The 18,125-nt window shown below is 70.4% G+C and carries 11 protein-coding genes; 8 read left to right on the top strand and 3 right to left on the bottom strand.

Features of this window, described 5'->3' with window-relative positions; all coding sequences use genetic code 11:
- The first annotated feature begins 46 nt into the window (after nt 1-46).
- Together ACZ407_RS06190 and ACZ407_RS06185 are read left to right on the top strand one after the other, a co-directional pair.
- Nucleotides 47-1,165: a lipid II:glycine glycyltransferase FemX gene (locus ACZ407_RS06190; protein ID WP_468125892.1), complete on the top strand. Its 1,119-nt coding sequence runs from the start codon at nt 47-49 to the stop codon at nt 1,163-1,165.
- A 51-nt stretch (nt 1,166-1,216) separates the two neighbouring features.
- On the top strand, nt 1,217-2,248 hold the full coding sequence (locus ACZ407_RS06185) for an alanine racemase (protein ID WP_468125890.1): 1,032 nt from the start codon (nt 1,217-1,219) through the stop codon (nt 2,246-2,248).
- A 16-nt stretch (nt 2,249-2,264) separates the two neighbouring features.
- On the opposite strand, the gene ACZ407_RS06180 is transcribed toward ACZ407_RS06185, so the two are convergent.
- Together ACZ407_RS06180 and ACZ407_RS06175 are read right to left on the bottom strand one after the other, a co-directional pair.
- Nucleotides 2,265-3,716 (bottom strand): glycosyltransferase family 87 protein, encoded by a 1,452-nt coding sequence (locus ACZ407_RS06180; RefSeq protein ID WP_468125888.1) that lies wholly within the window; start codon nt 3,714-3,716, stop codon nt 2,265-2,267.
- Nucleotides 3,717-3,801: 85 nt separating this feature from the next.
- The gene (locus ACZ407_RS06175) at nt 3,802-6,498 is read right to left on the bottom strand and encodes a transglycosylase domain-containing protein (protein ID WP_468125886.1); all 2,697 of its coding nucleotides are present in this window, start codon (nt 6,496-6,498) and stop codon (nt 3,802-3,804) included.
- Between the two features lie 272 nt (nt 6,499-6,770).
- Here ACZ407_RS06175 and ACZ407_RS06170 point away from each other — a divergent pair, with 272 nt between their 5' ends.
- The 3 genes from ACZ407_RS06170 to ACZ407_RS06160 all read left to right on the top strand — a co-directional run bounded on the left by ACZ407_RS06170 (nt 6,771) and on the right by ACZ407_RS06160 (nt 9,897).
- A complete protein-coding gene (locus tag ACZ407_RS06170; RefSeq protein WP_468125884.1) occupies nt 6,771-7,373 on the top strand; it encodes a PadR family transcriptional regulator in 603 nt (200 codons plus the stop codon).
- Between the two features lie 59 nt (nt 7,374-7,432).
- A complete protein-coding gene (locus ACZ407_RS06165; protein ID WP_361849581.1) occupies nt 7,433-8,515 on the top strand; it encodes an inositol-3-phosphate synthase in 1,083 nt (360 codons plus the stop codon).
- A gap of 113 nt (nt 8,516-8,628) precedes the next feature.
- A complete protein-coding gene (locus ACZ407_RS06160; protein ID WP_468125882.1) occupies nt 8,629-9,897 on the top strand; it encodes an MFS transporter in 1,269 nt (422 codons plus the stop codon).
- A gap of 144 nt (nt 9,898-10,041) precedes the next feature.
- On the opposite strand, the gene ACZ407_RS06155 is transcribed toward ACZ407_RS06160, so the two are convergent.
- Nucleotides 10,042-11,484 carry a CCA tRNA nucleotidyltransferase gene (locus tag ACZ407_RS06155; RefSeq protein WP_468125880.1) on the bottom strand — a complete coding sequence of 481 codons (1,443 nt, stop codon included), beginning with the start codon at nt 11,482-11,484 and terminating at the stop codon, nt 10,042-10,044.
- A 187-nt stretch (nt 11,485-11,671) separates the two neighbouring features.
- On the opposite strand from ACZ407_RS06155, the gene ACZ407_RS06150 reads away from it, so the two are divergent.
- The 3 genes from ACZ407_RS06150 (at nt 11,672) to ACZ407_RS06140 (ending at nt 18,099) form a co-directional block, all read left to right on the top strand.
- Nucleotides 11,672-13,990, top strand: a complete 2,319-nt coding sequence (locus ACZ407_RS06150; protein WP_468125878.1) for a DUF6049 family protein — start codon at nt 11,672-11,674, stop codon at nt 13,988-13,990.
- 44 nt (nt 13,991-14,034) lie between these two features.
- Nucleotides 14,035-16,233, top strand: coding sequence for a murein biosynthesis integral membrane protein MurJ (murJ, locus tag ACZ407_RS06145; RefSeq protein ID WP_468125876.1), 2,199 nt, complete (start codon nt 14,035-14,037; stop codon nt 16,231-16,233).
- Nucleotides 16,234-16,350: 117 nt separating this feature from the next.
- Nucleotides 16,351-18,099, top strand: a complete 1,749-nt coding sequence (locus ACZ407_RS06140) for a serine/threonine protein kinase (RefSeq protein WP_468125874.1) — start codon at nt 16,351-16,353, stop codon at nt 18,097-18,099.
- The last annotated feature ends 26 nt before the right edge of the window (nt 18,100-18,125 follow it).

Genomic DNA, 18,125 nt, shown 5'->3' with positions numbered 1-18,125 from the left:
AGGCTTCGCGCCATACCCAGCGAAGCCGCCGGAGGAGACACCCCGCATGAGCCTGTCCCTGAGGACCATCAGCCGAGAGCAGCATCTGGCCTACATCCAGAGCCTGTCCTCGGCGAGTCACTGTCAGGTCCCGGCATGGGCCGACGTGAAGAACGAGTGGCGTTCCGAGAACCTCGGGTGGTTCGACAAGTCCGGCGAACTCGTCGGTGTCGCGCTGGTGTTGTACCGCCAGCTGCCCAAGGTGAAGCGCTACCTCGCGTACCTCCCCGAGGGCCCGGTCATCAACTGGTACGCCCCCAATCTCGACGAGTGGCTCCAGCCGATGCTGGCCCACCTGAAGAACCAGGGCGCGTTCACCGTGAAGATGGGCCCGCCGGTGGTCATCCGCCGCTGGAACTCCGCCGCCATCAAGGCGGGCATCCAGGATCCCGAGGTCAAGCGCCTGCGTGACGTGGAGGCCACCCACATCGAGCCGCGGGCCTTCGAGGTGTCGGACAAGCTCCGCCGCATGGGCTGGCAGCAGGGCGAGGACGGCGGCGCCGGCTTCGGCGACGTCCAGCCGCGCTACGTCTTCCAGGTCCCGCTGGCCAACCGCTCCCTGGACGACGTCCTCAAGGGCTTCAACCAGCTGTGGCGCCGCAACATCAAGAAGGCCGAGAAGGCCGGTGTCGAGGTGGTCCAGGGCGGTTACGAGGACCTGCCCACCTGGCAGCACCTGTACGAGATCACCGCAGAGCGCGACAAGTTCCGCCCGCGCCCGCTCAGCTACTTCCAGCGCCAGTGGACGGCCCTCAACTCCGAGGACCCCAACCGCATGCGCCTGTACATCGCCAAGCACGAGGGCGAGCCGCTCGCCGCCGCCACGATGCTGACGGTCGGCCAGCACGTCTGGTACTCGTACGGCGCCTCGGCCAACCACAAGCGCGAGGTCCGCCCCTCGAACGCGATGCAGTGGCGCATGCTGCGCGACGCGTACGCGCTGGGCGCCGGGGTCTACGACCTGCGCGGCATCAGTGACACCCTGGACGAGAACGACCACCTGTTCGGTCTGATCCAGTTCAAGGTCGGCACCGGCGGCGAGGCGGTCGAGTACGTCGGAGAGTGGGACTTCCCGCTCAACAAGCTCCTCCACAAGGCGCTCGACATCTACATGTCCCGCCGCTGACGGCGGGCGCACCCCCTCCACCCCCTTCTCGAGAAAGGCTCCGTCCGCGTCATGGCGCTCACGCTCTACGTCGACACCGCGCGCTGGCGTGCGCACCAGAAGCACGTCCTGGACCAGTTCCCGGGGATGATCCCGGTCTGCAAGGGCAACGGATACGGCTTCAGCCACGAGCGGCTCGCCGACGAGGCGACCCGGCTGGGCGCCGACGTGCTGGCCGTGGGTACGACGTACGAGGCGTCCCGGATCAAGGACATGTTCAGCGGCGACCTGCTGGTCCTCACCCCGTTCCGGCGGGGCGAGGAGCCGGTGCCGCTGCCGGACCGGGTGATCCGTTCCGTCTCGTCCGTCGACGGGGTCCGCGCCCTGGTCGGCGTCCGGGTCGTGATCGAGTGCATGAGCTCGATGAAGCGGCACGGCGTCTCCGAGCAGGACCTCGGCCTGCTCGCTTCGGCCATCGAGGACGTCCGGCTGGAGGGCTTCGCCCTGCACCTGCCGCTGGACCGCCCGGACGGCTCGGACGCCGTCGAGGAGGTCATCGGCTGGATGGACCGGCTGCGCGCGGCCCGGCTGCCGCTGCACACGATGTTCGTCAGCCACCTGCGGGCCGAGGAGCTGGTCCGGCTCCAGCAGCAGTTCCCGCAGACCCGCTTCCGGGCCCGGATCGGCACCCGGCTGTGGCTGGGCGACCACGATGCGACCGAGTACCGCGGTTCGGTGCTGGACGTGACCCGGGTCGCCAAGGGGGACCGCTTCGGCTACCGCCAGCAGAAGGCCGCCTCGGACGGCTGGCTGGTCGTCGTGGCCGGCGGCACCTCGCACGGCGTGGGCCTGGAGGCTCCGAAGGCCCTGCACGGTGTGATGCCTCGGGCCAAGGGTGTCGCCCGCGCCGGCCTGGCCACGGTCAACCGCAACCTGTCGCCGTACGTGTGGGCGGGCAAGCAGCGCTGGTTCGCCGAGCCCCCGCACATGCAGGTGTCGATCCTCTTCGTGCCCGCCGACGCGACGGAGCCGAAGGTCGGCGACGAGCTGGTGGCCCACCTGCGGCACACCACCACGCAGTTCGACCGGTTGGTCGACCGCTAGGACCGGCGGGGCCGGTTCAGGGCCGGCCCCAGTCCACCCGCTGTGCCTCCGGGGGCGCCGCATCGTGCGGCGCCCTCGCGGCGTCTCCGAGGACGAACACGTCGGGGGCGCCGTCGAGGACCCCGCCGGAGGGGTCGTCGCTGCCGTCCCGGCGGACCGGGTCCCGGTCGGGCCGCAGGATGTCGCGTACGACCATCGCGCACAGGTACAGCGTGGTCAGCAGGTGCGCGGCGACGGCCAGCTGGTAGCCCTCCAGGGGCAGCCCCTGGTGCTTGTCCCCGCTGGTCGTGTACGCCAGGTACAGCCAGATGCCGAGGAAGTACGCGGTCTCGCCGGCCTGCCAGATCAGGAAGTCGCGCCAGCGCGGCCGGGCGAGCGCGGCCAGCGGGACCAGCCACAGCACGTACTGCGGCGAGTAGACCTTGTTGGTCAGGATGAACGCGGCCACGACGAGGAAGGCCAGCTGGGCGAGGCGAGGCCGCCGGGGGGCGGTCAGCGCGAGCAGGGCGATGCCTGCGGCGAACAGCAGCATCAGCGCGACGGCGTACGTGTTGGCGTTGTCCAGGGGGTTACCGGTGCGCTGGGAGAGGATCAGCCAGAAGGAGCCGAAGTCCACCGGCCGCTCCTGGCTGAAGGTGTAGAACTTCTTCCAGCCCTGCGGAGCCATCAGCATCACCGGCACGTTGACCAGCAGCCAGGCGCCCACGGCCCCGCCCAGCGCGGTCCCGTACGCGCGCCAGGTGCCGGCCCGCCAGCACAGCACCAGCAGCGGCCCCAGGATCAGCACGGGGTAGAGCTTCGCGGCGGTGGCCAGGCCGAGCAGGATGCCGAAGGCGAGGGCGCGGCCCCGGGACCACATGAGCAGGGCGGCCGCGGTCAGGGCCACGGCCAGCAGGTCCCAGTTGATCGTCGCGGTCAGGGCGAAGGCGGGGGCCAGCGCGACGAGCAGCCCGTCCCAGGGGCGGCGGCGGTGGGTGCGGGCCACGCAGACGGCGATCACCGCGGCGCAGGCCATCAGCATGCCCACGTTGACCATCCAGTAGACCTGCTCCCGGTGCTGCATGGTGCCGCCGCCCGGGGTGAGCCAGGAGGCGAACTCCATGAAGAGCCCGGTCAGCACCGGGTACTCCAGGTACTCCATGTCCCCGGGGATGCGGTCCACGTACGGCGTGAGGCCGTCCGAGAACCCGCGGGCCACGTAGAGGTGCGGGATGTCCGAGTAGCAGGCGTGGGTGTACTGGGAGGCGGCTCCGCGGAACCAGGCCCAGTCGTAGCAGGGCGCCTTCTGGGCCATGCCCAGGGCGAACATGCCGAGGGCGACCAGGACGACCACGCGCACGGGGGTGAGCCAGTGGCCGCCGGTACGGGCGTACCTGCCGAGCGGGCCGCCGAGCAGCCCGCTGCCGGCCGCGGCGACCTCGTCCTGCTGGGTGGGCAGTACGGGGCGGTCCTCGTGCACCTTGGTCATGGGCTCATCCTGCCGTACGGACCCGGAACGCGGCGGAGGGCCGCCGCACCGGGGTGCGACGGCCCTCCGCCGTGGTGGTCCGGGATCAGCCGCCCTCGCCGGTCCCGCCGATCAGTCCGCTGTTGGTGCCGCCGTTGCGGCCCGGTTTCCCGGTGCTGGTCGGGGTCGGCGTCGGGGTGGCCCCGCCGATGGTGCCGCCGTCGGCTGCGCCTCCGCTGTCGGCGCCGGTGGTCGTGCCCGAGTCAGTGCCGCCGTCGGTGTTGCAGTCCCACTTCCAGGGCTTGCAGGTCGGCTTCCCGCCCCGGGTGGGGGTGGGCGTCGGGTCGGGGGACTCCGTGGTGGCGCTGGGCGTGGGCTCCACCGACTTGGTCGCCGTCGGCGTGGGCTTCGGGGTGGGCGCACCCAGGGCGTCGGCATCGACGCCGATGTCCTCGGCCTCGGGGAAGTCCTTCACGGGAAGGCCCTTGACGGCGTCCTTCATGTAGTTGACCCAGATCTCCGCCGGGATGTCACCACCGTGGATGGACGGGACGTCGCCCGTGCCGTTCATGGAGATGAGTCCCTTGTCCTTGGAGTTCGGGTCGGTGCGGAACAGCGTCACGGCGGTCGACAGCTGGGGGGTGTAGCCGACGAACCAGGCCGACTTGTTCTTGTCGGTGGTGCCGGTCTTGCCGGCGGCCGGCCGGCCCAGCTTCTTGACCTTGGTGCCGGTGCCGTTCTCGACGACGTTGCGCAGCACCTTGGTGATGTTGTCCGCGATGTCGTTGTCCATCGCCTTCTCGCCCTCGGGGGCTTCGAAGCCGGGCTGGTCCAAGCCGTCCTTGCTCACCTTCGTGACGGAGAACGGCTCGTGGTGGGTGCCGGAGGCCGCGAAGGTGGCGTACGAGTCGGCCATGCGGATGGCGCTCGGGGTGGAGGTGCCGAGGGCGAACGAGGCGTTGTCGTTCGGGTCCATCGATTCCTTGAGGATGCCGGTGGCCTCGGCGACCTTGCGCACCTTGTCGTGCCCGACGTCGAAGACGAGCTGGGCGAACGGCGTGTTGATGGACTTCTCCATCGCCTCGTTGAGGGTCACGTAGCCGTACTGCGTGGGGCTCTCGTTCTTCTGCCGGAAGGGGCGGCCGTCGGCGTACCGCAGCGGCTCGCCGTTGCGGTTCTTGATGATCGTCAGGTCGTTGCCGTTGTACTTGCTGTCGACCGAGATGCCCTCGCCGTCGGAGTTCGACGTGCCGTACTCCATCGCGGCGGCCAGGACGTACGGCTTCCAGGTGGAGCCGACCGGGACGCCGATGGTGTTGGCGTTGTTCGAGAAGTGGTTCTTGTCGTAGCCGGCGCCGCCGTACAGGGCGACGATGGCCCCGCTCCTGGTGTCCACCGAAGCGGCGCCGAACTGCACGAACTTGTCCGTGCGCGGCCGGGCCTTCTCGTCCAGGAACTCCTTGCGGGTCTTGTCCACGGCCTTCGCCAGGGCGTCCACCCGGGGCTTCTCGAAGGTGGTGTAGATCCGGTAGCCGCCGCGGTCGAGGTCCTCGGGCTTGAGGTCCAGCTTCTTCATGACGTACTGCTTGGCCGTCTCGACCAGGTAGCCGGTCTGGCCGGTCAGCGCGAGGGCCTGCTCGGAGGGCTGGAGCTTGGGGAAGGTCTGGTACTTGGCCCGCTCTTCCTGCGTCATGCGGCCGACCTCGACCTCCCGGTCGAGGACCCACTTCCAGCGCTTCTTGGCGCGGTCGGTGTTGGCCTCGGGGGTGGCGGCCGAGCCGATGCCGCCGTCCGGGTTGTAGAGGTTGGGGCCCTTGAGGAGCTGGGCGAGGAAGGCGCTCTCGGAGGGGTCGAGCTCCTCGCAGTCCTTCTTGAAGTAGGCCTGCGACGCGGCCTGGCAGCCGTAGGCGTTGCGGCCGAAGTAGGCGGTGTTCAGATAGCCCTGCATGATCTCGGGCTTCTTCTTCGTGGCACCGACCTTTATCGAGATGAAGAGCTCGGTGACCTTCCGCTTGAGGGTCTGCTCCGAGTCCAGGTAGGTGTTCTTCACGAACTGCTGGGTGATCGTGGAACCACCCTGCGTGTCGCCGCCCGTCATCATGTTGAAGACGGCGCGGCCGATGCCCATGGGGTCGACGCCCTTGTCGGTGTCGAACGAGGCGTTCTCGGCCGCGATCACTGCGTTCTGCAGGGACTTCGGGATCTTCTCGATCCGGACGATCTGGCGGTTGCGCTCGCCGCCGACCGCCGCCATCTGGTCGCCGTTGGCCCAGTAGTAGACGTTGTTCTGGGCGATCGCCGCGTCCTTCTCGTTGGGCGTGCCCACCATGGCCAGGGCGATGCCGGCGCCTGCGGTCACCAGGGCCGTGAAGCCGAGGGCGGTGCCGCCGACCAGCTTCCAGCTCGGCACGAACCGCTTCCAGCCGTACTTGTCCGACCGCGGATAGTTGATGAAGCGGGATCCCGCGGCCTGCCCGCCGCGGCCCTGGGGCTCCGCCCCGCGCCGGCGGCCGCCCGCGCCGCGCTGGGCGGCCCGGCGGGCCTCCGCGCGGCCGCCCTGGGCGGCTTCCTGGCCGTACGCGTCCTGGCCGTAGCCGCCCTGACCGTAGGGGGACTGGCCGTATCCCTGGCCGCCGTGGCCCTGCTGCCCGTAGGGGGTCTGACCGTAGGGGGCCGAGGGCGACCCGGTGGGGACGTCCCGTCCGGCCGCTCCTCGGCGACCGGGACGCTGCTGCGCAGCCCGGCGGGCCGCGGCGCGTCCACCACCCTGCGACTGCGGCGGTTTGCGACGGTGCTCGCTCATCGAACGACTACTCCTCGGGCAGGCAGGTACGCCTGAAGCGGCAGTTGAGTTCCGGTTCCCCCCGGTGTCTGCCGCACAGACTACGCACGGTCAAAACCCTCGCAGCACCGAAGTTCACCCCAAATCAGGCAACTTGCCTCCTACGAATTGGTGATGTGACGCCGGTCACCATCTCCGGCCTTGCTGCTTGATCCAGCCCGTTCTATCGTCTGGATGTATCGAGTCGATACATCAGCTCGGCATAAGGAACCAGGGCGGAGGAGGAGGCGGCGGTGAGCAGACGCTCCGGGATCCTCGAATTCGCCGTCCTCGGACTGCTCCGCGAATCCCCCATGCACGGCTACGAGCTGCGGAAACGGCTCAATACCTCGCTGGGGGTGTTCCGGGCGTTCAGCTACGGAACCCTCTACCCGTGCCTCAAGACGCTGGTGGCCAACGGCTGGTTGATCGAGGAACCGGGCAATGCCCCGGAGGACGCCCTCGCCGCTTCACTCGCGGGGCGCCGAGCCAAGATCGTCTACCGGTTGACGGCCGAAGGTAAGGAGCACTTCGAAGAGCTCCTGTCCCACACCGGTCCCGAGACCTGGGAAGACGAGTCCTTCGCCGCCCGCTTCGCCTTCTTCGGCCAGACCGAACGCGAAGTGCGGATGCGGGTGCTCGAAGGCCGCCGGAGCCGGCTTGAGGAGCGCCTGGAGAAGATGCGAGCCTCGCTGGCCCGCACCCGGGAGCGCCTCGACGACTACACGCTTGAGCTGCAGCGGCACGGAATGGAGTCCGTGGAGCGCGAAGTGCGCTGGCTGAACGAGCTCATCGAGAGCGAGAGGGCGGGGCGGGATCGGCGACGATCCGGCCCGTCCGACGACACTGCAAAGTGAGCGCCTGCCCGAGGCAGGCACTCAACCGGAACACTGAGAACTGACAGGGAGCAACCGGAATGGGTTCGGTTCGCGTAGCCATCGTCGGCGTGGGCAACTGCGCCGCCTCGCTGGTGCAGGGCGTCGAGTACTACAAGGACGCCGACCCGGCCACCAAGGTCCCGGGCCTGATGCACGTCCAGTTCGGCGACTACCACGTCGGTGACGTCGAGTTCGTCGCCGCCTTCGACGTTGACGCGAAGAAGGTCGGCCTGGACCTCTCGGACGCCATCGGCGCCAGCGAGAACAACACCATCAAGATCTGCGACGTCCCGAACAAGGGCGTCACGGTCCAGCGCGGCCACACCCTTGACGGTCTCGGCAAGTACTACCGCATGACCATCGAGGAGTCGGCCGAGGCCCCGGTCGACGTCGTCCAGGTCCTCAAGGACAAGCAGGTCGACGTCCTGGTCTGCTACCTGCCGGTCGGCTCCGAGGACGCTGCGAAGTTCTACGCGCAGTGCGCCATCGACGCCAAGGTCGCCTTCGTCAACGCCCTCCCGGTCTTCATCGCCGGCACCAAGGAGTGGGCGGACAAGTTCACCGAGGCCGGTGTCCCGATCGTCGGCGACGACATCAAGTCGCAGGTCGGCGCGACCATCACGCACCGTGTGATGGCCAAGCTGTTCGAGGACCGCGGCGTCCGCCTTGAGCGCACCATGCAGCTCAACGTCGGCGGCAACATGGACTTCAAGAACATGCTCGAGCGCGACCGCCTCGAGTCGAAGAAGATCTCGAAGACCCAGGCCGTCACCTCGCAGATCCCGGACCGCGAGCTGGGCGAGAAGAACGTCCACATCGGCCCGTCCGACTACGTCGCGTGGCTCGACGACCGCAAGTGGGCGTACGTCCGCCTCGAGGGCCGCGCCTTCGGTGACGTTCCGCTGAACCTCGAGTACAAGCTCGAGGTGTGGGACTCCCCGAACTCCGCGGGTGTCATCATCGACGCCCTGCGCGCCGCGAAGATCGCGAAGGACCGGGGCATCGGCGGCCCGATCCTCTCCGCGTCCTCCTACTTCATGAAGTCCCCGCCGGTTCAGTACTTCGACGACGAGGCCCTGGCCAACGTCGAGAAGTTCATCAAGGGCGAGGTCGAGCGCTAAGTAGCGCCGACGGGCCGCAGGCGCCGCGGCTTCGGCTGCTCTTCGGCCGTTCTTCACAGAGGGTCTCCGGACAAGGTGTCCGGAGACCCTCTGCGTATGTGACGCTTGCCCACATGCCTGTCGTACGTGATCTGCGCGTACTCCTGCGCCTCCGGTACTTCCGCCGCCTGCTCGCCGTACGACTGCTCTCCCAGGCCGCCGACGGCGTCTACCAGGTGGCCCTTGCCACCTACGTGGTGTTCTCCCCGGAAAAGCAGACCTCGCCGGCCGCGATCGCCTCCGCCATGGCCGTGCTGCTCCTGCCGTACTCGGTGATCGGCCCCTTCGCCGGGGTCCTGCTCGACCGCTGGCGCCGCCGTCAGGTCTTCCTCCACGGCAACCTGCTGCGGGCCGCCCTGGCCTGCGGCACCGCCGGCCTCGTCCTCGTCCCCGTTCCCGACTGGCTCTTCTACGCCTCGGCCCTGTCGGTCACCGCAGTCAACCGCTTCGTCCTCGCCGGGCTCTCGGCCTCCCTGCCCCGGGTGGTCGACTCCAACCAACTGGTCACCGCGAACGCCCTCTCACCCACCGCCGGAACACTCGCCGCCACGGCCGGCGGGGCCCTCGCCTTCCTCGTCCGGCTGCTCTCCTCCGAATCCGACGCCCTCGTCGTCCTGCTGGGCGCCGCCCTCTACCTGTGCGCCGCCCTCGCCTCCCTGCGGCTGCCCGCCGGGCTGCTCGGCCCGGACCACAGCCCCGAGCACCGCCACCCCGCACTGGGCGAGGCCGTCCTGCTCACCGCGCGGGGCATGCGGGAAGGGCTGCGGCACCTGGCCGGACGCCGGGAAGCGGCCCGGGCACTGACCGCCATGACCCTGATGCGCTTCTGCTACGGGGCACTGACCGTCATGCTGCTGATGCTCTGCCGGTACGCCTGGACGGACTCGGAGTCGGAAGGGCTGGCCCTGCTCGGCCTCGCGGTCGGGGTGTCCGGAGGCGGGTTCTTCCTCGCCGCGCTGGTCACCCCCTGGGCCGTGGCGAAGCTCGGCACCCAGGGCTGGATCACGGCCTGCGCCGGAGGAGCGGCCGTCCTGGTCCCCGCCCTGGGACTGCCCTTCGCCGTCGCCCCCATGCTGGCCGCCGCCTTCGTCCTGGGCCTGGTCACCCAGAGCGCCAAGATCTGCACCGACACCGAGGTCCAGTTCCGGGTGGACGACGAGTTCCGCGGCCGCGTCTTCTCCGTCTACGACGTGCTGTTCAACGTCGCCTTCGTGGGCGCCGCGGCAGTCGCCGCCTTGATGCTGCCCCCCGACGGGACCTCGGTGCCCCTGATCCTGTGCGTCGCGGCCCTCTACGGCGTGGTCGCCCTGGCCCTCCTGCGCACCGGACGACGTTTCACGTGAAACATCCCCGGCCGGCCCGGGCCGCCCGCGGTTTCACGTGAAACGGGGCGATGTTTCACGTGAAACATCGCCCCGCTCGCACAGATCCCGTACCGCGCCCGCCCCTGTTTCACGTGAAACATCGCAGGCACCCGCGTCGGCGGCTCAGTTCTGCGCCGCCCACCACTCCCTGAGGGCCTCGGCTGCTGCGTCCGGCCCCATGGGGCCGTTCTCCAGGCGCAGCTCCAAGAGGAACTTGTAGGCCTGCCCGATCACCGGGCCGGGACCGACGCCCAGCACCGACATGATCTCGTTGCCGTCCAGGTCGGGCCGGATCGCATCCAGCTCCTCCTGCTCCTGGAGCTGGGCGATGCGCTCCTCCAGGCCGTCGTAGGCCCGGGACAGCGCGGCCGCCTTGCGCTTGTTCCGCGTGGTGCAGTCCGACCGGGTCAGCTTGTGCAGCCGGTCCAGCAGCGGACCGGCGTCGCGCACGTACCGGCGCACGGCCGAGTCGGTCCACTCCCCGGTCCCGTAACCGTGGAACCGCAGGTGCAGCTCCACCAGCCGCGAGACGTCCTTGATCATGTCGTTGGAGTACTTCAGCGCGGTCATGCGCTTCTTGGTCATCTTCGCGCCCACCACCTCGTGGTGGTGGAAGGAGACCCGGCCGTCGTCCTCGAAACGCCGGGTGCGCGGCTTGCCGATGTCGTGGAGCAGGGCCGCGAGCCGCAGCACCAGGTCCGGACCGTCCTCCTCCAGGTCGATCGCCTGCTCCAGAACGATCAGCGAGTGGTCGTAGACGTCCTTGTGCCGGTGGTGCTCGTCGCTCTCCAGCCGCAGGGCCGGCAGCTCGGGCAGCACGTGGTCGGCGAGACCCGTCTCCACGAGCAGGGCCAGGCCCTTGCGGGGGTGCGCGGAGAGCAGGAGCTTGTTCAGCTCGTCCCGCACCCGCTCGGCGGAAACGATCTCCAGCCGGTCGGACATGGCCGACATCGCGGCGACCACCTCGGGCGCCACCTCGAAGTCCAGCTGCGCGGCGAACCGGGCCGCCCGCATCATGCGCAGCGGATCGTCCGAGAAGGACTCCTCGGGAGTCCCCGGGGTGCGCAGCACCCGTGCGGCGAGGTCGTCCAGACCCCCGTGCGGATCCACGAACTCCTTCTGCGGAAGGGCCACGGCCATCGCGTTCACCGTGAAGTCGCGGCGGACGAGGTCCTGCTCGATGGAGTCGCCGTACGAGACCTCGGGCTTGCGCGAGGTCCGGTCGTACGCCTCCGAGCGGTAGGTGGTCACCTCGATCTGGTAGCCGCTCTTCTGCGCACCGACCGTGCCGAACGCGATGCCGACGTCCCAGACGGAGTCCGCCCAGCCGCGCATGAGCTTGAGCACGTCCTCGGGACGGGCGTCGGTGGTGAAGTCGAGGTCGTTGCCGAGCCGACCCAGCAATGCGTCCCGCACGGACCCGCCGACCAGGGCGAGGCTGAAGCCCGCCTCCTGGAACCGGAGGGCGAGATCGTCTGCGACAGGGGAGACCCGCAGCAGCTCGGTCACGGCGCGCTGCTGCACCTGGTTCAGGGCGCTGGGGGTGTCTTCATTGGCGTTCGGCACAACAGAAGAGGGTACGTGGCCCGCCCGGTCCGGGCTTCCCCGTTTCACCGCAGGCCCCGGCAACAGGCCCCCGCCGGGCCCTGCCGATCATGTGGAGCAGTCCGCGGCACTCACGTGCAGCGGCCCTCGTTACCATGCGTGGACGCACAACCGACGACCACTGACACGACGAGGGACGGGCGAGCGCGTGGCCGAGGCGGCAGACATCCAGGGGACCACCCCCGCTCCTGCCCGCCGCTGGCTGCGGCGAGCGGTCGTTCTGCTTGCCGGGACGCCGGTCCTGGCCGGACTGGTCTACGTCCAGGACGGCTCCGCCGCCCAGGCCGCCGCGGCCGCGCCGGCCGCCCCCACCGCCCCGAGCACCCCCGCGGGCCCCCGCTCCGGCTCCTCCCCGGTCGAGATCTCCCTGGACTCCCTGACGCCGAGCGCCCCCGTGAAGGACGACACCCTCACGATCACCGGGACCGTCGTCAACCGCGGCTCCGAGCCCATCACCGACGCCCACGTGGGACTGCGGGTCGGCTCGGCCCTCACCGACCGCGGCTCGATCGACGAGATCGCGGAGCGGAGCTCCTTCCAGCCCGGGGTGGACCCGGCGGAGATCGACTCGGCGTACGCCGTGAAACTCCCCGCGCTCCCCTCGAAGGTCGCCCAGCCCTTCACCCTCAAGGTCCCCGTCGCCAAACTCGGACTCGACGACGACGGGGTCTATCCCCTGGGCGTCTCCGTGTCCGGCCAGACCGAGAGCCGCCGCTACGAGCAGGTCCAGGGCATCCGCCGGACCCTGCTGCCGTGGCAGCCGGAAGCCGCCGGGAAGCGCTCCCAGCTCAGCTTCGTCTGGCCGCTGGTCTCCACGACCCACCTCACCGCGGAAACCGGCTCCGACGACACCCAGACCCCGGTCTTCGAGAACGACGACCTCGCCGAAGAGCTGCGCCCCGGCGGCCGCCTGGAGCAGATGGTCTCGCTCGGCGCCGAACTGCCCGTCACCTGGGTCATCGACCCCGACCTGCTCGCCAGCGCAGACGCGATGAAGGGCGGCTACCAGGTCCGCACCGAGGACGGGCGCACCGTCCCCGGCCGGAACCAGGAGGTCGCCAAAAGCTGGCTGAACGCGCTGGAGCAGGCCGTCCAGGGCAAGAAGGTCGTCGCCCTCCCGTTCGCCGACCCCGACCTGGCCTCCCTCGCCCACCGGGGAAAGAACGTCTCCGGCTCCCTGGGCCAGCTCCGGCCCGCCACCCAGAAGGCCAGGCAGGCCGTGGAGACCGTCCTGCACGTGACCCCCTCCACCGACTTCTCCTGGCCCGTGGACGGAGCGGTGGACCCCTCCATCGTCAGCGTGGCCACCTCCGCGGGCGCCCACAACGTGCTGGCCCGCAGCGACAGCTTCCAGGAGACCGGCAGCCTCGGCTACACCCCCTCCGCAGCGCGCCCCATCGGTGCCGGCCGGACCGCCGTCGTCGCCGACGCCCGGCTGTCCACCGCTTTCGCCGGGGACATGCTCCACACCGGCAGCTCCACCCTGGCCGTGCAGAACTTCCTCGCGCAGAGCCTCGCCCTGAACCTCCAGGGCGCCGAGACCCCGCGCAGTTTCGTCGTCGCCCCCCAGCGCATGCCCACCGTCAGCCAGGTGCAGAGCATGGCCTCCGCCCTGCGCACCCTCCAGTCCGGGCGCTGGAGCCAGGCCGTGGACCTGGAGACCGCCGCCAAGGCAAAGCCGGACCCCGACGCCACCTCCCTCGTGCCCGGCGCCGGCCGCTACCCGCGCGCACTGAGCCGCCAGGAGCTGTCCCAGAAGGCGTTCGAGCAGATCCGCACCACGCAGGACACCCTCGACAACTTCAAGGTGATCCTCAGCAAGCCCGAGCGGGTCGAGCAGCCCTTCGGGAACACCTTCAACCGGGAGATGTCCACCTCCTGGCGGGGCCGCGCCGAGGCGGGCCGGATCTACCGCAACGAGGTACAGGACTACCTGCTCACCCTCACCGAGCGGGTGCAGCTGATCCCCAAGACCGACGTCACCCTCTCCGGTCACAGTGCGACCATCCCCGTCACCGTGCAGAACAGCCTCGTCCAGGACGTCCGCGGCCTGGTCCTGAGGCTGAAGTCCAGCAACCCCACCCGCCTGATGTTCGGCGACCGCGGCGAGGACCAGCAGGACGTGACCGTGCAGGGCGGCCACAGCCAGTCGGTGAAGTTCACCGCGAACGCCACCGCCAGCGGCCCGGTCGAGGTCACCGCCCAGCTCTTCACCAAGGACGGTGTCCCCTACGGCAAGGAACGCACCTTCACGGTGGACGCCACGGAGATCACCCCCACGGTGATGCTCGTCATCGCGGGCGGCATGCTGCTCCTCGTGCTGGCCGGCATCAAGATGTACGCCAGCCGCAAGCGCGCCGCGGCCCGGGCCGCCTCGGAGCAGAGCACGCAGCCGAGTGACCCGACGCCGGACACCGGACCCGAAAGCGGGGACCCGTCCGGCGCGGGTGAGACAGTGGACCGTTGAGCGACCGTGGCCGGCCGGCCAATGGACGATGAGGTGGGGTTTCGATGAACGCGCCGTACGACGGTGACCGCCCGCAGGGCGCGGGCAGTCCTGCGCCCTTCCGGGACGCGGGCCAGGGCGCACCCGTGCCGGGGCAGGCGACTCCGCCCGCGCCCCCGCAGCCCGACCCGTACGTCCAGGACGCCTACGACCACGACCCGTACCGCGCCCAGGACCTGTCCGCACAGGACCCGGTCACCGAGGCGCTCTACGACCGGGCGGCACACCCGCCGCCCCCGCCCGGCACCTTCCGGGAACCCGGCCCGCTGTACGGCAGCCCGGCCGCGGCCTCGCACGGTCCCGACCCCCGGGTGTGGGCCCAGACCCCGCCGCCCGAGCCCGACGGCCCCTCCCGGCACCTGCCCTACGGGGACCAGGCCGCGACCACCCAGTTCGTCGGCGTGGACGCCCTGGTCACCACCGCCTCGGACGAGCAGCCCGAAACCGACGCCTTCGCGCACCTGTACCGGGACCAGCAGGCCCCCGCCCCGCGCACCCCGGACCAGGCCCCGCCCCCGGCGCCCGCCGAGGAAGCCCCCGTGGCCGCCCCGGCACCGAGCAAGCCCGCGGGCAAGGCGGCGAGCCTCCTGAAGTCCTCGGCCCTGATGGCGGCCGGCACGATCGTCTCCCGCATCACCGGCTTCCTGCGCACCCTGGTCATCGCCGCCGCCATCGGCGTCGGCACCCTCAACGACACCTACCAGGTCGCGAACACCCTCCCGACGATGATCTACGTCCTCGTCGGCGGCGGCGCCCTCAACGCCGTCTTCATCCCCCAGCTCGTCCGCGCCATGAAGAACGACGAGGACGGGGGAGAGGCCTACGCCAACCGCCTCCTGACCCTCGTGGTGGTCCTCCTCGCCGGCGTCACCACGGTCTGCGTCCTCGCGGCACCGCTGTTCATCCGGATGATGTCCACCAAGATCGCATCCGACCCGGAGCAGCTGGAAGTGGCCGTGGCCTTCGCCCGCTACTGCCTGCCCACCATGTTCTTCATGGGCATCCACGTGGTGCTCGGTCAGATCCTCAACGCCCGCGGCCGCTTCGGCGCGATGATGTGGACCCCGGTCCTCAACAACATCGTCGTCATCACCACCTTCGGCGCGTTCATCTGGGCCTTCGGCGGCTTCACCGAATCCGGCGTCACCGCCTCCAACGTCACCGCCGACGGAGTCCGGCTTCTCGGCATCGGCACCCTCCTGGGCCTCACCGTCCAGGCCCTCGCGATGCTCCCCTACCTCCGCGACGCCGGCTTCAAGCCCCGCCTGCGCTTCGACTGGAAGGGCCACGGCCTCGGCAAGGCCGCCCGCCTCGCCAAGTGGACCTTCTTCTTCGTCCTCGCCAACCAGCTCGGCCTCGTCGTCGTGACCCAGCTCGCGACCTGGGCCGGATCCGTCGCCGAGAAGCAGGGCCACCCCGGCACCGGCATCACCGCCTACAACTACGCCCTGCTGCTCTGGCAGATGCCGCAGGCCATCATCACCGTCTCCGTGATGACCGCCGTCCTGCCCCGCATCTCCCGCTCCGCCCACGACGGAGACGCCGCCGCCGTCCGCGACGACATCTCCTACGGGCTGCGCACCTCGGCCGTGGCGATCGTGCCCTGCGCCTTCGCCTTCCTCGCCCTCGGCGTCCCGATGTCCACCCTGCTCTACGCCGGCTCCGGCGCCGGCGCCCAGAACATCGGCTACGTCCTGATGGCCTTCGGCCTCGGCCTCATCCCCTACTCCGTGCAGTACGTCGTCCTCCGCGGCTTCTACGCCTACGAGGACACCCGGACCCCCTTCTACAACACGGTCATCGTCGCCTCGGTGAACGCAGCCGTCTCCGGCATCGCCTTCCTCGTCCTGCCCGCCCGATGGGCCGTCGTCGGCATGGCCGTCGCCTACGGCCTCGGCTACACCGTCGGCGTGGGCGTGGCCTGGCGCCGGCTCCGCACCCGCCTCGGCGGCGACCTCGACGGCGCACACGTCATCCGCACGTACGCGCGACTCGCCGGAGCCTGCCTCCCGGCCGCCGTCCTCGCCGGTGCCGCCGCCTACGGCGTCACCCGAATGCTCGGCAGCGGAATCGGCGGTTCACTGCTGTCCCTGACCGCAGGCGGAATCGTCCTGCTGGGCGTGTTCCTCGTCGCCGCCAAGCGCATGCGGATCGCCGAGCTCAACGCGATGGTCGGCATGGTGCGCGGGCGCCTCGGGCGCTGATGCGCACAACCATCGCCCCCCGCCGCGTGTCGTGCATAGCGACGGACTGTGGGCACAATTGGCATGGCTTTGCAGACTGGCCGACAGCGCGCAACGGATGGGGAGGCAGGAACGACGGTGGCGGAACGTAGCACAGCTGCCGTCGACGTGGCCGACAACAGCGGCGACAAGCCGCTGGCCGCCAACGCGGCGAAGGCCACGGCCGACGGGGCAGCGGAGACCCAGCAGGCCCGGACAGCCCAGCAGCAGACGGACAACACCACGCCCGAACCGGAGGCCGACCGCAAGAGCACGGCAGCCGCCGCCGCACCCGAACTGCACAGCGGCCACAAGCTCGCCAGACGCTACCGACTCGAGGAGTGCGTCACCCGTCTGGACGGTTTCAGCAGCTGGCGTGCAATGGACGAAAAACTGCGCCGGGCCGTCGGCGTCCACCTGCTGCCCGCGGACCACCCCCGCGCCCGCTCCGTCCTCGCCGCCGCCCGCTCCTCCGCCCTCCTCGGCGACCCCCGGTTCGTCCAGGTCCTCGACGCCGTCGAGGAGAACGACCTCGTCTACGTCGTCCACGAGTGGCTGCCCGACGCCACCGAGCTCACCACCATCCTGGCCGCCGGCCCCCTCGAACCCCACGAGGCGTACCAGCTCGTCAGCCAGGTCTCGCAGGCCATGGCCGCCGCACACCGGGAGGGCCTGGCCCACCTGCGGCTGACACCCAGCGCCATATTGCGCACGTCCACCGGCCAGTACCGGATCCGCGGACTCGCCGTGAACGCCGCCCTGCGCGGCATCACCAGTCAGCACCCCCAGCGCACCGACACCGAGGCCATCGGCGCCCTGCTCTACGCCTCCCTCACCCAGCGCTGGCCCTACGAGAACGACGCCCACGGCCTCAGCGGCCTGCCCAAGGGCATCGGCCTCCTCGCACCCGACCAGGTCCGCGCCGGAGTCCACCGCGGCCTGGGCGAGCTCGCCATGCGCGCCCTCGCCAACGACGGAGCCACCGCCTCCCGGCAGGAACCCCCCTGCACCACCCCCGAGGAGCTGGCCAAGGCCGTCGCCGCCATGCCCCGGATCCGGCCGCCGGAGCCCGCCTTCGCCGCCCCGCCGGAGTACCAGCACACCACCTACCAGCAGGGCAGCTACGGCCGCCCGCCGCAGCACCCCGGAGCCCCCGTCACCGCGCCCATGGCCGTGACCCCGCCCCCGCCCCCGCTGCAGAGCCGCACCGGCAGGGCCCTCAAGTGGGGCGTCGCCGCCCTGCTCATCGCCGCCCTGGGACTCGGCAGCTGGCAGCTCGCCGACAGCCTCCTCGACCACCGCAACGGCGGCAACCCCACCAACGGCAACCAGATCCAGGACGAGGGCGACGACGCGCCCAAGAAGAAGGCACCCGTCCCGCTCCAGATCAAGGCAGCCGAGGAGTACTACCCCGACGGCACCCCCCAGGACCTCGACGGCGTCGGCAACAGCTACGACGGGAACCCGGGCACCTTCTGGAAGTCCAAGACCTTCATAGACGGACCGCGCCTCGCCCCCTACAAGCAGGGCGTCGGCATCGTCTACGACCTGGGCTCCGCCCACGAGGTCGCGGCGGCCTCCGTCACCCTGCGCTACGGCTCCGGGCACACCACGATCAACCTCTACGCCGCCGATTCCCTGTCCCCGTCCGGCTCGGTCGACTCCATGAAGCAGATCGCCACCGGCACCACCTCGGGCACCGGTCTCCGGATGACCGCCAAACAGCCGGTGAAGACCCGCTACGTTCTCCTCTGGATCACCGACGTCCCCTACTCCGCCGGGGACCAGGAGAGCGGCTCCCGGGCCGGCTACAAGCAGGCCATCACGGATGTGAAGTTCTCCGGCTGACGGAACGGCACAGGAGGGGGCACACC

The sequence above is a fragment of the Streptomyces sp. NPDC030809 genome, from assembly GCF_055572195.1.
The sequence above is the reverse complement of the archived record's forward strand: the minus strand, read 5'-3'. Positions and strand labels throughout refer to the sequence as shown.